The following is a 14,229-nucleotide window of genomic DNA, read 5'->3' as shown; positions in this document are numbered from 1 at the left end:
CTTAACGTCCTAAATACTTTTCAATGACATCTTCATTGGTTTGTACTTCTGCCAATGTGCCTTCTGCCAAAATTGCGCCTTGCGCCAGTACCGTGACTTTTTCACTAATGGTGTCAATGAAGCTCATGTCATGCTCGACCACAACGAGGGTGTGATTTTTCTTGAGTTCTAAACACAGCTCCGCCGTGCGTTCGGTTTCGGCATCGGTCATGCCTGCTACAGGTTCATCAAGCAAAATCAGTTTTGGACGTTGCATCAGCAACATGCCGATTTCTAACCATTGCTTTTGACCATGTGACAGCAAGCCAGCAGGTTTATTAATGAACTCTTGCAGACGAATCTGCGTCAATGATTCATCCAAAGCATTTTGTGCATCGGGATCGAGTTTGCTAAAGAAACTCTTTTTCACCCGTTTGTCTTTGGGTGCAGCAAGTAACAGATTTTCCATGACGGTGAAATTTTCAAACACGGTCGGTTTTTGGAACTTACGCCCAATGCCTGCTTCGGCAATTTGTTCAGTGCTCATTTTGGCTAAATCGTAGTTTTGCCCAAAAAATGCTGTGCCTTCGGTTGGTCGCGTTTTACCGGTAATCACATCCATGAGGGTGGTTTTACCTGCCCCGTTCGGCCCGATGATGCAGCGTAATTCCCCTTCTTCAATGTAGAGCGACAAATCATTTAAGGCACGAAAAGCATCAAACCAGACGCTGACTTTTTCTAAATACAGCGCAATACCGTGGGTAAAGTCCGCGCCTTGTTCTTTAGGACGACCATAGCCTTCAGTGGCATGACCACCATGCGGTTGTAGGATCTCGCTCATTCGCTACGCTCCTTTTTAAAACGGTCAAACAGACCAATAATGCCTTTCGGTAAGAAAATGGTGACCACAATAAATAGCGCACCCAAAATGAGTAACCATGCTTCAGGATAAGCCGAGGTGAAATAGGTTTTTACCCCGTTAATGACACCTGCACCAATTAGTGGGCCAATTAAAGTGCCACGACCACCCGCTGCCACCCACACCGCCATTTCAATCGAGTTCACCGGGTTCATTTCACTTGGATTAATAATGCCTGCTTGCGGCACATACAGCGCGCCTGCAATCCCTGCAATCACAGCAGATAGCACCCATGCCGAGAGCTTGTACCACAAGGTACGGTAGCCCAAATATTGCAGACGGTTTTCGCTGTCACGAATTGCACCGAGTATACGGCCATAAGGTTTATTCATTAAATGACGTAAACCAATAAAGCACAGCAACAATACCAAAGCGGTGATAAAGCACAAACTTGCCCGCATCGATGCCGAGGTAATGTCCAGGCCTAAAATGGTTTTAAAACCGGTAAAGCCGTTGTTGCCACCAAAGCCGGTTTCATTACGGAAGAAAAGTAATGCAGCGGCAAAAGTCATAGCTTGGGTAATAATCGAGAAATACACGCCTTTAATTTTGGAACGGAAGGCAAAGAAGCCGAAAATAAAGGCGATGATGCCCGGCACTAATACCACCAATACCAATGACCAAAGGAAGTATTCCGTACCGACCCAAAACCATGGCACTTCCGTCCAACTAAGGAAGCGCATAAAGTCAGGAATGCCATCCCCTGCAGACTGGCGCATTAAGTACATCCCAAAGGCATAACCGCCAAGGGCAAAGTACAAACCATGTCCTAAACTTAAAATTCCGGCATAGCCCCAAACTAAATCCAGTGCCAAAGCGACCAGAGCCAAACACATGATTTTGCCAATCAAGGTGACCCAATACGCAGATAAATGCAGGGTTGAATCGGCAGGTAACAGGTGTAACCATGGCAATGCCAATAAAATGGCAAAGCATACGGCAATCGCAATGCCACTATGCGGTTTGTCGGATAATAATTGTGTAATCTTCATGTGCTTACTCCACAAAACGGCCTTTGATGGCAAACAAACCTTGTGGACGTTTTTGAATAAACAAAATCACAAGCACCAAGAGAACAATTTTTGCCAGTACCGCACCAATGCCAATTTCCAAGGCGGTACCACTAATACCTAGACCAAGCGCTGCAAGGACTGCACCCCACACCTGACCTACACCACCGACAACCACCACCAAGAAGGCATCAATAATGTAGTTTTGCCCTAAATCCGGCCCGACGTTACCCACTTGTGCCAAAGCACAGCCCGCTAAACCGGCCAAACCTGAACCTAAACCAAAGGCCATCATGTCGATACGGCTTGAACGAATACCAACGGCTTGTGCCATTTGACGGTTTTGCGTCACCGCACGTACAAACAAACCAAAACGGGTTTTATTCAGTAGGTAAACCAACAACAAAAGCACTGCAATGGTGAAGACAATAATCGCAATACGGTTATACGGCAGCATTAAACTTGGGGTAATGGAGATCCCGCCTGATAGCCACGAAATATTCGACACTTCGACATTTTGCGCACCAAAAGTCATGCGTACCAATTGCATCAAAATCAGGCTGACCCCAAAGGTTGCAAGCAAGGTTTCAAGTTGACGACCGTATAATGGACGAATCACGGTACGTTCAATCAACATACCGATCAGTCCACTCACCAAGAATGCCGCAGGAATCGCGGCGATTAAGTACCACTCGACATAGCTACCCAAATAGCTTTTAAACAGACTTTGCACCACATAAGTAGTATAGGCGCCAATCATAATGAGCTCACCATGCGCCATATTGATGACACCGAGCAAACCATAAGTAATGGCTAAACCGAGTGCTGCAAGCAGTAAAATACTCGCAGTACTCAGCCCTGAAAATAAATGCCCAGTCCATTCACTGGCTTGAATCCGGGTTTTAATACTGCTTTTCGCTTCAAGCAAAGCCGCTTTCAGCTCAGAATGGATATTCGGCTGTGTCAGCTCATTGTCGATCATCGCCAAGACATCGGGACGATTGGAGTCTTGCAAGGCTTTCGCCGCTTGAATTTTAACTAAGACATCTGCATCTTGATAATCCAGACGCGCTTTAAGCTGGGCCAAACGGGCTTTGACTTTGTTATTTTGTTCGTTCAAATACAGGGCATTGATGTGAGCAACATTCAGCTCTGCCAAGTTGCTTTCATAAATATCAATCGCTTCTAAACGCTCGGAAGCATCTTCAGATTTGAGTTTTCTTTGTGCCAAACCAAAGTTGAGCGCTTTACGCAAGGTATTCACCAAAGTCACTTGTGATAAGTCATTCGGCCAATCTGCAACGATGCCTAGACTCGGATAGCTGAGTAATTTTTCGTCCGATTCTAAAATATAGGTTTGACCATTAGCCCCACTATAAAGCTGCTCGTTTTCAACATATTCTGCAAGCTGATCTAACTGCTCAATACTGCCCGGCCATTGCTTCAGTAAAGCACGGCGCTGGGCAAAATCACCTTGCACAAATTGCTGGATTGCATCTTGTTGTATTGCTGCAGTCAATGCAGTGCTATTTGAGGATTGTTCTGCTGATACCAGTTGCACACAAATAACCTGTACAAATACCAGAAAAATAGCGGCGATATTCACGCGAATATTCATTATATTCACCCCTATTCCATTGGAAATTTTCCGTGGAGAGTAAGAAAAAAATCAGAGGACACCTGCCACGGCTGTGGCAGGCAAAAGATAGCTGTTATTTCGGAATGTACGGGCTCCAAGGCTGTGCCTGGATGGCTTGTGGCGTTTTATAGACCACATCAAACTGTCCATCGCCACGAATCTGACCAATCATGACTGGCTTGTGTAAGTGGTGATTCGTCGCATCCATTTTTAAGGTATAGCCGGATGGGGCTTTGAATTCCTGACCTGCCATCGCTTCACGGACTTTATCGACCTCTGTAGAACCTGCTTTTTCAACGGCTTGTTTCCACATATTGATCCCCACATAGGTCGCTTCCATTGGATCATTGGTCACCAGTTTGTCAGCATTTGGCAATTTAAATTCAACGGCGTACTGCTTCATCTTGTTGGTGAATTCAGTATTGACCGGATTTTTCACCGACATGAAATAGTTCCATGATGCCAAATGCCCCACTAATGGCTTGGTATCAATACCACGCAGTTCTTCTTCACCTACCGAGAACGCCATCACTGGAATATCAGAAGCTTTAATGCCCTGATTACCCAGTTCACGATAGAATGGTACGTTGGAGTCACCATTGATGGTTGAAATCACTGCGGTCTTTTTACCAGCTGCGAATTTTTTCACATTGCCGACAATGGTTTGATAGTTGCTATGACCAAATGGCGTGTACTCTTCCATGATGTCCGCATCAGCCACGCCTTTAGACTTTAAGAAAACACGTAAAATCTGGTTGGTTGTACGTGGATACACATAGTCTGTACCGAGCAGAACAAAACGCTCCGCTTTACCGCCCTCTTCGCTCATCAAGTATTCCACGGCTGGAATGGCTTGCTGATTAGGTGCAGCACCGGTATAAAAAATATTTTTGGATTGTTCCTGGCCTTCGTACTGTACAGGATAGAACAATAAGCCATTCAGCTCTTCAACCACTGGTAAGACAGATTTACGTGATACCGACGTCCATGCACCGAAAATTACCGCGACTTTGTCTTGGGTAATCAGCTGACGTGCTTGCTCTGCAAAAAGTGGCCAGTCTGATGCTGGATCGACCACCACAGGTTCCAGTTTTTTACCCAGTACCCCACCCTTGTCATTGATTTCCTTAATCGCCATTAAGGCCGTGTCTTTCAGTGAGGTCTCAGAAATTGCCATGGTGCCGGACAATGAATGCAGGATCCCGACTTTAATCGTATCGCCGCTATCTGCGACTTTGCTTTCCGCGGCCGGGGCTTCTGCTTTTTCAGCAGATTTTGAACACCCCGTTAATGCAACAGCCCCTGCCATGGTTGCGGCTAAAATACTTTTTGAAAATAAATTGCATTGGAACATCAGATTTTCTCCAAACTTTATGATGGTGCATTTTTCATGCTTGTCTTGTTGTACATCTGGATGGAGTGATTCAATTTCTGTGCCAAGGCTTCAAAAAATAAAAAAAATTAATTTAACTGATCTCATTATTCGTATTATGAATCATGAATTTAGTAATACTAAAATGAATTAAACCTGTATTTAAATGCTGTATCCGAGCTTAACTCTAAGTAGGTCGCGCAAAGAGCAATGAAAACATAGCAGAAGTGAGATAGAAGATGATGTACAAATAAAGTGCAGCACCTTGAATATTTTTTGCACTGTTTTAAAACAAAAAATCCCGCGCTTGCGGGATTTTTTACTGCTTAAATTCGATAGTTTAAACCACCAAATCTGCCAGATTACCTTTTTGCTCTAACCAGTCTTTGCGGTCACTGGCACGCTTTTTCGCCAAAAGTTTATCCAGTAACCCTGCGGTATGATGAGCATCATCCAGATCCAGTTGCACCAGACGACGCGTGTTTGGATCAAGCGTGGTTTCACGTAACTGACTGGCATTCATCTCGCCCAGACCCTTGAATCGGGTGATTTGCGGATTCTTGGTTTTGCATTTTTTCAGGATGCTATTCAGCTCATCTTCATCCAAAGCGTAGTGCACATCTTTATTGTCATCAATACGGAATAATGGCGGCATCGCTACAAATAAATGCCCTTCCTCGACCAGTGTAGGAAAATGCTTTACAAACAAGGCACACAGCAAAGTCGCGATATGCAAACCATCCGAGTCGGCATCCGCCAGGATACAGACCTTGCCATAACGCAGTTCAGACAAGTCATCCGAACCCGGATCAACGCCAATGGCAATCGCAATATTGTGTACTTCCTGCGATGCTAGAACTTCGTCAGAAGAGACTTCCCAAGTATTCAGGATTTTTCCACGAATTGGCATAATCGCCTGGAAGTTCTTATCACGCGCCTGCTTGGCCGAACCACCCGCAGAATCCCCTTCCACAATAAACAGTTCTGACTGATCCAGATCATGGCCTACACAGTCCGACAGTTTCCCCGGCAAGGTTGGACCCGCGACAATTTTCTTACGTTCTACTTTTTTCGCTGCTTTGAGACGGCGACCGGCTTTGGAAATGGCCATTTCTGCCAGTTGCATGGCGATGTCAGAATTCTGGTTCAACCATAATGCAAAGGCATCTTTGGCAATATTCTGCACAATTCCAGCTGCTTCACGGCTCGATAGACGTTCTTTAGTCTGACCTGAGAATTGCGGCTCCTGAAATTTCAGCGACAGGATATAATTGACGCCGTCCCAGACATCTTCGGCAGAGAGTTTCATATTCCGCGGCAGCAAATTACGCAGTTCACAGAATTCACGCATCGCATCGGTGACGCCTGAACGCAGACCATTCACATGCGTTCCGCCTTGTGCGGTCGGAATCAGGTTGACATAAGATTCCTGGACGCTTTCACCCCCTTCGACATTCCAGCAAATTGCAAATTCTGCGCTGGCACGTTCCGCATCGCCTGTGGCAACAAACGCCGGTGCTGGAATAATTTCACGGTCTTCCAGCTCGTCCATCAAATAATCAACCAGACCATTTTCAAACTGCCAGGTAATCTTTTCATCATTGATCTGATCAACATAATTGATCTGTAAACCCGCCGCCAAAACAGCTTTGGCTTTGAGATTATGTTTTAACGCTTTTAAGGCAAATTTAGGCGAATCAAAATATTTGGCTTCAGGCCAGAATTGTACCGTAGTTCCTGATACCCGTTTCGGTGCCTTACCTGCCAGCACTTCAAGCGGTGCAACCGGTTCGCCATTTTCAAAGGCCATTTTATACAGATTGCCCTGACGCTGAACTTCAACCTCTACCCGGGTCGAAAGCGCATTGACCACTGAAATCCCGACGCCATGCAAACCACCGGAAAACTGGTAGTTATCGGTGCTGAACTTACCGCCGGCATGCAGTTTGGTCATGATAATTTCAATACCGCTCTGGCCGTATTCAGGGTGAATATCCACCGGCATCCCACGGCCATTGTCTTCGACTGATAAAGAACCATCTTTATAGACCGTGACGGTAATCTTGTTGGCATGTCCTGCCAGTGCCTCATCGACAGCATTATCAATCACTTCCTGTGCCAAATGGTTGGGACGAGAAGTATCGGTATACATGCCCGGACGACGACGGACCGGATCCAGACCAGATAAAACTTCAAGAGATTGAGCCGTATATTGAGACACGTTATTCGGTTTCCTTTTTTATGCAGTCCAATAAAAACTGTAAGACGAACGGAATTTTTTCCGCAAAATCATCCATCCCGTGACTGCCATGCGCTTCAGTCATCAGTATTGCAGGGGGATACGCAGCACTATAATAACGATGTGCTTCACGATAATCCAAAACTTCATCGCCTTGTTGCAGCAGAACCAGTATTTTGTCTGCATCTTGTGCAACAGGCAGGGCCAATTGCTGGAGTTGTACCAGATCTGCTTCATCCAGACACCATTTCGGATGAACCTGATAAGGCAGTTGCTCATCAAGTAGTTCACGAAACAGTTGCCATGGTCGCATTGCCGGATTGATCAGTACAGCAGGCACAGCATGCTGTGCGACCAGATGTGTCGCATAAAATCCGCCGAGACTGCTGCCCAGTAACGCCACATCATGCATCGATTCAATCAGGCCAGAAACATACGCAATGGCAGCCTTCGGTGACATGTTTAAATCGGGTAAATGTACCTGAATTTCAGGATACTTTGCACAGTAATGTTGCAGCAATTTCCCCTTGATCGAGTTCGAATTACTCTTAAAACCATGCAAATAAATGATATTCATGAACTACCAACAAAAAACCCATCAATCATCAAAATTTAATTTAAATAATGTGAAGTACACTACGTTATAAGACCAGTTAATTGCTTAAATTGTCTGACAAAAAAGCTCAAAATCTTCTATCATTCTCGTTATTTTAAGCTGAGGCCCTCAAAATCAGGAAACTCAACAAGAAAAAGAATTTATACCGCGAAGTTCTTTAAAAAGAAAGATGGCACCACATGCGGCTCATTGAAAGGACAGGATCAGATGCCAAGTTTGACACCGTTACATGAAACCTATTGTCGATGGGATCGAACCCCACCGAGTCAGGCCGATGTACTGGAAGGTCTGGCGCAGCTGGTAACGATGCGCTTTAACGATGTGATCCAGGAGCTGATCAAGAGTATTCAACGCGAAATTTTAATGAGTATTTTCGGTTTAAGTGAAAATAATTCTGAAAAAATTCAGAATATTCCGTCGATTGTGCGGCTCTATCAAATGTCTTATGACATGCTGTTTCATTACGGCAATACCCTGATTGCCCCTGCTTTGCGCCAGATTATTGAACGCTTTCCTAAACTGCATAATAAACCGCTGACACCTTCCTTGCATTTTCTGGTCAGTGTCTTAAATGGCATTATCGGGGATTATCTGCTGAAATATCAAAACCCTCTAGCCCTGCCGATGGTGATCTATGACCATTATGGCTCGCTGCAAAAAGGTGAGCTAAGTGGTCGTATTACTTTGTTTGTACATGGCTTATGCATGAACCATTTAGACTGGTCAAATCGCAAATATGAAGGCATTGGGGCAAAATTACTGGCGCAGCGCGACCGCAATACCATGCTCTACCTGAATTACAATACTGGACGCCGGATTTCTGCCAATGGTCGCAGTCTGGCGAATACCTTACAGGATCTGGTTGTTCGCAATCCTAGAATTACCAGTATTGACCTGATCGGCCATAGCATGGGTGGACTGGTGTCACGCAGCGCACTGTTCTATGGCAAGCAGAATGTGTATAGCTGGGTCAACATGGTGGAGAATCTGGTCTGTCTGGGTTCACCGCATCATGGTGCGGTACTGGAACGTTTTGGTTTTAGCTTGCAGGACAAACTCGGACATTTTCCACTGATCCGGTTGCTTGGCCATCTGGTCAATATTCGCAGTAACGGTATTCTGGATTTACGCCATGGCAGCGTCCGGGATGATGACTGGGAGCATAATCCGCTACGGATCGGCTTTATGGATGATCACCGTAAACCTGCCCCAATTCCCTCGCATATCGATACCTATCTGGTCGCCGGTACCATCGAGTTTGAAAACCGAAAAAACAAGACCTTACATGTAATTGGTGATTATCTGGTCAGTATTAAAAGTGCTTTGGGCGAGCATCCCAATCCGCGTTTCCAGCTCAAAGTCCCCGATGCAAACAAGGCGATTTTTTACGGCCTGAACCATTTTGAAATTCAGTATCATCCGCTAGTGGCCGAGCAGGTGGCGCGCTGGTTCTATCCAAGTGTAGAAGATGAAGCCTTTGATCAGATTCATGAACATGTGATGGATCTGGACAGTCTGGAAGGCATAGCCCTGACCTAAACTGAAGCAAATAAAAAAGCCCTCGATTGAGGGCTTTTTTATTAAATACGGAATTAATATTTATCTCTGAGTCGTTTAACCGGTGCCTTTTTATATTTACGCAGTAGTTGCCACAGGCTAATCAGCAATAAAATACTGAAAAAGATCAAAGACCAGACAGGCAAGGATTGACCCAAGAAGGTCCAGTCAATCGCGGCACATTCCCCTGAACCATTTAAGACCTGTTGCAGTACAGACTGCATCGGCAGGGTTTCCAGCCAGTATTCCAGACCGGGACCACAGCTCGGCACCTGATCCGGGGGCAGGTTCTGTAACCAGACATGACGCGCAGCCACGCCCACAGACCACAAAATACTGAGCGAACCCAGCAAGGCATATAGCCGCTTCATGAGATTAGATGCGGGATTATGCAGGAATGCGATCAGTGAGATGATCCCGAGTCCGATTAATCCGACACGCTGAAACACACAGAGCGGACAAGGCGCCAGACCTTGTACATGCTCAAGATATAAGGCAAATGCCATGCCGATGACAGCAGCCAGAAACAACATACCACTCACGAAGCGATAACTCCATTGCATGGTGAATCCCCTTATTTTTTATCGATATTGGGCTAAATAATCAGCAAAACTGATGCTGCTATCTTGCTCGAGTTGCTGTTGCTGCTGCAATGACTTTTGTGACATTTCTTCAAAATAAGCCAGTGTTTCCGGACTGAGCTGATGTTCTTCATAGACACTGCTGTGCTGCTGTGCCAGATGTTGGCCAAAATGCCACATCCCGCCCTGTTCACGCGTATCACCCACCACCAAGGCAGACAAGGTGGCATCGACTTCATCGACCCGGATCATCATGGTTTTTAATGCATCGGTATAGAGAGTACTGTCATAGGCCGAATTTAACAGCTTGGCCAAGGGATGCATGCGCTGCAAATGTATGGCACACCAATCCTCAATCGGATAAGACTGGCCATTTTCCATAATTGCGGCATTTGGCGCACGACCACGGTTCACTACTTCGGCCTGATTCTGCTCAATAATATCCTGTTCATGACTGAGTAGTGCCGGACTATCTTGCAATAAACAGTACAAGGCTAGCACTTCAAGGAAACCGGCCGTATCTTCATTAATGCCAATCGGGCTGTATGGATTGACATCGACTGCGCGCAGCTCGACATAGGCAATCCCACGATTTTCCAGTGCCTGTGACGGGGTTTCACCCGCGAGTGGCACCTGTTTCGGGCGCACTAAGCTGTAATATTCATTTTCGATTTGCAACACATGATCATTGATCTGGATCGGCTGACCATTGGCATCATCTAGTCCCAGACGACTAAACGGTTTATACGGCGTTTTGACGGCTTTTTGCAGTCCGTCCAGATAGTCCTGCAAATTATTGTAATGAATACCGAGCTGTTTCTGCGCAGAGTTTTGATAGCCAAAACGTCCCATACGTAGCGCGGTCGCATAAGGTGAATACAAGGTACCTTTCACCAATGGCAGCAAGAAATGATCACGGCCAGTCATAAAGCATTGGCAGACCGCCGGACTGGCTCCGATCAGGAACATCACCAGTGGGGTCAGACGAATAAAGTTACGGATCAGGCCCATATAGCGATGACTGCGATAATCCTGCAAGCTCAATGCTTTCAGCGCCTCGTCCTGTTCCTGCTGTTGTAAGGCCTCGAACAGATGATCCGGGAAAGACAGGTTGTAATGCACGCCTGAAATCGTCTGCATACGGCGACCATAACGCACGCCTAAACCATGACGATACAAGGTTTTAAACAGGCCGATATTCGAGCTGCCATACTGTGCCAGCGGAATGCTGTCATCGCGGCTGTCCAGCATACACGGCATCGACAAAGGCCAGAGCTTTTCATCATTTTCCAGATGACGATGGACAATCGCATGAATATCGCTGAGATAGTCCAGCGCTTTTTTAATACTGTCCTGTGGCGGAGTAATAAACTCCATCAATGCTTCAGAATAGTCCGTGGTGATATGTGGATGAGTCAAGGCTGAACCCAAGGCACGAGGATGCGCTGCCTGTGACAGGAAACCATCACTTTGCATACGTAAGCTTTCACGCTCGATACCACGCAACATGCCTTTGATGAGTGACGACTCGACCCAGGTCGGTAACACATTTTGGGAAGTCGATTCAGGTTGACTCATTACAATCTCGCTTAAGGGGGCTAAATTATTAAATTAAAATCATCGGTTTAATCAGTATAACGTGATTTCGTGCCGGCATATGACAGGCTGCCTAGTTTTCAGGCAAACCATTGATTTTTAATTTGGCAAATTTTTAACACAAACTTCCTCTATAAGACATGGAAAATTTGTGATTTTATTAACAAATAGATGCTAATGAATTGTAAATATTATGAATTATCAAGATATTTTAGACTTTTGGTTTCATGCGGACAGCCAGCCCTTATGGTTTAGCCAAAGTCATGAATTCGACCAAAGTATTGCGCAGCAGTTCATGAGCACCCATCAGCAGGCAGCCCAGGCTGAACTTTGGGGCTGGCGTAAAACCGCAGAAGGCCGGTTGGCCGAAATTATTGTGCTAGATCAATTTTCACGAAATTTATTCCGTGATTCTCCCCAAGCTTTCGCCCAAGACAGTCTAGCACTGGCCTTGGCTCAGGAAGCCATCAGCCTGAACCTGGATCAACAGCTCAGTCCGGAACAGCGTGCCTTTCTGTACATGCCATTTATGCACAGCGAATCCAAACTGATTCATGAATTCGCCTTAAAACTGTTTCAGCGTCTGGGCAATCCGACCAATCTGGAATTCGAGAAAAAGCACAAGGTCATTATCGACCGCTTTGGACGTTATCCGCACCGGAACCAGATTCTGGGTCGTGACTCGACCGATGAAGAACTTACTTTCCTGACCCAGCCCGATAGCAGTTTTTAAGATTTTTAAGACCGGCTGTCTGGACTGGATCATTGCATCAGGAGATCGAACATGAAAAACATGCTACTGGGATTGAGTATGATTGCTGCCATCAGCCTGACTGGCTGTGCAACCACACCCTCAAAGCCCTTAACATTTGATCAGTTAGGTCGCTACAGTACCACTCCCCTCAACAGCAACACTTACCGTATCAGCTTTCAGGCCCGTCCCAATATGAGCTTTGGCACAGCTGAAGAAATTACCCTGCTCAAAGCCGCACAGACTACCGTACAAAATGGCTTTCAGTTCTTCAGGGTACTGAATGATCCAAGTAACCGTACTCAACAACCTCCACGGCAGGCCATCGTCTATCCGGCACCGAGCTTTTATCCGTACGGGTATTACCGCCGATATCCGGGGTTCTGGCCAGACCCATTCTATGACCGTCCCTATACCGTGACTCTGGATCCTGCCCAGGTGGCCTATACCATTGAATGCTTCAAGGCCAATCAGGCGCCTCAAGATGCCTTTGATGCCCGCTTGATTTTACATTCACTTGGGGCTAAATATGGTTTAAGTCCATCCGGTGCAGTGCTGCAACCGCAACCGGCCAATCCCTCCTGACAGGATGATCTATGCAGACAGAGAGTATCTCCCCGAGCTTACAACGCAGTAAACGTTTCGCGACCATCGCCCTGGTGGTCGCCGTACTGACCTGGTTGGCATTGATGGTGGCAGCCAAATTGCTACCTGAATATGTCTGGCTCATTCATATTCTGATGCTCTCGGCAGAAGCGGGTGTGGTCGGTGGTCTTGCGGACTGGTATGCGATTACCGTGCTGTTTCGTAACCCTTTTGGCAGATTGCCCATTCCCAAGTTTTTACGCGACCATACCGAAATCATTCCACGCAACAAGGCCCGTATTGCAGAGTCGATGGGCCGTTTTGTGCAGGAAAATTTTCTTTCTCCGCAAATTGTACAGCGCAGTCTGGACAGTACCGACCTGAGTCTGGCTGCAGGACGCTGGCTGGCCAATCCACAAAATAATGTCCAAGTGACTCAGGTCATTCAACAGACGGTTCCTAAAATCTTTGAATTTGTCGGACAGGAACAGATTGCCGGATTTATCCAGAGCAACAGTGTGCAATGGGTCAAAAATACCCAGATCAATACTCTGGCCAGCGAAATGCTGCATGCCGTTCTGGACAATGATTTCCATCAGGATGTGCTACAGCGCGGACTGGATGTGGTGCATGCCTGGATGACCTCACATCCGGAACAGACCCGCGAGCTGACCCGCAACCTGTTTAAGGAAATGGGCGTGTGGAAACTGGCCAAAGGCGCCAGCTGGATCGGGATTGACGTGCAGCAACGCAGTATTGATTCCGTGATCGGGCGGGTTGAAGCCATGCTGGCTGATCCAGATCATCCATGGCGACTTAAAATTGAGAACATGGGACATAGCTGGATGTTGCAGCTGGCGGATAATGACAGTGAAGCCAGCCAGCGTCTGAATGAAACCAAAGATGCCTTACTGGATAGTCCACAAGTGCTGAATTTTATCAGCGGTGCGGTGGTGATTTTATGTGATGCGATCAAGGCAGACTTGCAAAAACCTGATTCGGGTATTGCGGAAAATCTCAGAATTGCCATTCAACAGGTCGGAGAAAATATCATTTCGAATGCCTCGGTACGTGAGCTGCTGAATAAACGTCTGAGCTCTATCGCGGTTGACCTGAGTGACCAGTACAGTGAAAAAGTGATTCGCTTTATCAGCGAGCGCATTCACGAATGGGATTCAAGCGAGATGATCGACAAGATTGAAAATGAAGTCGGCGGTGACCTGCATATGATCCGGGTCAATGGTGTCGTGGTCGGTGCCTGTATCGGTCTGGTGCTCGGGATTATCCGGGCGGCGGTAGAGCATTTAATTTAAAGCTGATGAAGCTATTTCCTCTTACAGCCCAGCTTTTAAATCGTCAGAGAGCTGCCCCCACCCGATTAAATT

12 protein-coding genes are annotated in these 14,229 nt (G+C 46.4%); 4 read left to right on the top strand and 8 right to left on the bottom strand.

Annotation, left to right across the window (positions count from 1 at the left end; genetic code table 11):
* Position 1: 1 nt before the first annotated feature.
* The 6 genes from urtD to FTV42_RS06705 all read right to left on the bottom strand — a co-directional run bounded on the left by urtD (position 2) and on the right by FTV42_RS06705 (position 7,735).
* Positions 2-820 (bottom strand): urea ABC transporter ATP-binding protein UrtD, encoded by an 819-nt coding sequence (gene urtD / locus FTV42_RS06730; RefSeq protein WP_180038155.1) that lies wholly within the window; start codon positions 818-820, stop codon positions 2-4.
* Positions 817-1,890, bottom strand: coding sequence for an urea ABC transporter permease subunit UrtC (gene urtC / locus FTV42_RS06725; protein WP_180038153.1), 1,074 nt, complete (start codon positions 1,888-1,890; stop codon positions 817-819). Before urtC ends, urtD begins: the two co-directional genes overlap by 4 nt.
* A gap of 4 nt (positions 1,891-1,894) precedes the next feature.
* Positions 1,895-3,526: an urea ABC transporter permease subunit UrtB gene (gene urtB, locus FTV42_RS06720; protein WP_180038151.1), complete on the bottom strand. Its 1,632-nt coding sequence runs from the start codon at positions 3,524-3,526 to the stop codon at positions 1,895-1,897.
* A 94-nt stretch (positions 3,527-3,620) separates the two neighbouring features.
* Positions 3,621-4,901 (bottom strand): urea ABC transporter substrate-binding protein, encoded by a 1,281-nt coding sequence (gene urtA, locus FTV42_RS06715; protein WP_180038148.1) that lies wholly within the window; start codon positions 4,899-4,901, stop codon positions 3,621-3,623.
* 358 nt (positions 4,902-5,259) lie between these two features.
* A complete protein-coding gene (parE, locus tag FTV42_RS06710) occupies positions 5,260-7,140 on the bottom strand; it encodes a DNA topoisomerase IV subunit B (protein WP_004281275.1) in 1,881 nt (626 codons plus the stop codon).
* A 1-nt stretch (position 7,141) separates the two neighbouring features.
* Entirely contained in the window at positions 7,142-7,735 is a 594-nt protein-coding gene (locus tag FTV42_RS06705; protein WP_180038146.1) for a YqiA/YcfP family alpha/beta fold hydrolase, read from the bottom strand.
* Positions 7,736-7,981: 246 nt separating this feature from the next.
* On the opposite strand from FTV42_RS06705, the gene FTV42_RS06700 reads away from it, so the two are divergent.
* Positions 7,982-9,313, top strand: a complete 1,332-nt coding sequence (locus tag FTV42_RS06700) for a hypothetical protein (protein ID WP_180038144.1) — start codon at positions 7,982-7,984, stop codon at positions 9,311-9,313.
* A 53-nt stretch (positions 9,314-9,366) separates the two neighbouring features.
* On the opposite strand, the gene FTV42_RS06695 is transcribed toward FTV42_RS06700, so the two are convergent.
* Together FTV42_RS06695 and gshA are read right to left on the bottom strand one after the other, a co-directional pair.
* Positions 9,367-9,894, bottom strand: coding sequence for a disulfide bond formation protein B (locus FTV42_RS06695; RefSeq protein WP_180038142.1), 528 nt, complete (start codon positions 9,892-9,894; stop codon positions 9,367-9,369).
* Between the two features lie 18 nt (positions 9,895-9,912).
* Entirely contained in the window at positions 9,913-11,490 is a 1,578-nt protein-coding gene (gene gshA / locus FTV42_RS06690) for a glutamate--cysteine ligase (RefSeq protein ID WP_180038140.1), read from the bottom strand.
* Positions 11,491-11,701: 211 nt separating this feature from the next.
* On the opposite strand from gshA, the gene FTV42_RS06685 reads away from it, so the two are divergent.
* The 3 genes from FTV42_RS06685 to FTV42_RS06675 are packed head-to-tail and all read left to right on the top strand — an operon-like array spanning position 11,702 to position 14,157.
* On the top strand, positions 11,702-12,241 hold the full coding sequence (locus tag FTV42_RS06685) for a DUF924 family protein (RefSeq protein ID WP_114540923.1): 540 nt from the start codon (positions 11,702-11,704) through the stop codon (positions 12,239-12,241).
* A gap of 51 nt (positions 12,242-12,292) precedes the next feature.
* The gene (locus FTV42_RS06680) at positions 12,293-12,844 is read left to right on the top strand and encodes a hypothetical protein (RefSeq protein ID WP_005108177.1); all 552 of its coding nucleotides are present in this window, start codon (positions 12,293-12,295) and stop codon (positions 12,842-12,844) included.
* Positions 12,845-12,855: 11 nt separating this feature from the next.
* A complete protein-coding gene (locus FTV42_RS06675; RefSeq protein ID WP_180038138.1) occupies positions 12,856-14,157 on the top strand; it encodes a DUF445 domain-containing protein in 1,302 nt (433 codons plus the stop codon).
* The last annotated feature ends 72 nt before the right edge of the window (positions 14,158-14,229 follow it).

Origin of the sequence: Acinetobacter sp. YH16052 (assembly GCF_013417155.1) — a bacterium.
Taxonomy (GTDB): domain Bacteria; phylum Pseudomonadota; class Gammaproteobacteria; order Pseudomonadales; family Moraxellaceae; genus Acinetobacter.
The sequence above is the reverse complement of the archived record's forward strand: the minus strand, read 5'-3'. Positions and strand labels throughout refer to the sequence as shown.

Coding starts and splice junctions, on each gene's coding strand:
- urtD (WP_180038155.1), bottom strand. CDS start 820: ATGAGCGAGATCCTACAACCGCATGGTGGTCATGCCACTGAAGGCTAT.
- urtB (WP_180038151.1), bottom strand. CDS start 3,526: ATGAATATTCGCGTGAATATCGCCGCTATTTTTCTGGTATTTGTACAG.
- FTV42_RS06705 (WP_180038146.1), bottom strand. CDS start 7,735: ATGAATATCATTTATTTGCATGGTTTTAAGAGTAATTCGAACTCGATC.
- gshA (WP_180038140.1), bottom strand. CDS start 11,490: ATGAGTCAACCTGAATCGACTTCCCAAAATGTGTTACCGACCTGGGTC.
- FTV42_RS06700 (WP_180038144.1), top strand. CDS start 7,982: ATGCCAAGTTTGACACCGTTACATGAAACCTATTGTCGATGGGATCGA.
- FTV42_RS06695 (WP_180038142.1), bottom strand. CDS start 9,894: ATGCAATGGAGTTATCGCTTCGTGAGTGGTATGTTGTTTCTGGCTGCT.
- FTV42_RS06680 (WP_005108177.1), top strand. CDS start 12,293: ATGAAAAACATGCTACTGGGATTGAGTATGATTGCTGCCATCAGCCTG.
- FTV42_RS06675 (WP_180038138.1), top strand. CDS start 12,856: ATGCAGACAGAGAGTATCTCCCCGAGCTTACAACGCAGTAAACGTTTC.
- urtA (WP_180038148.1), bottom strand. CDS start 4,901: ATGTTCCAATGCAATTTATTTTCAAAAAGTATTTTAGCCGCAACCATG.
- urtC (WP_180038153.1), bottom strand. CDS start 1,890: ATGAAGATTACACAATTATTATCCGACAAACCGCATAGTGGCATTGCG.
- FTV42_RS06685 (WP_114540923.1), top strand. CDS start 11,702: ATGAATTATCAAGATATTTTAGACTTTTGGTTTCATGCGGACAGCCAG.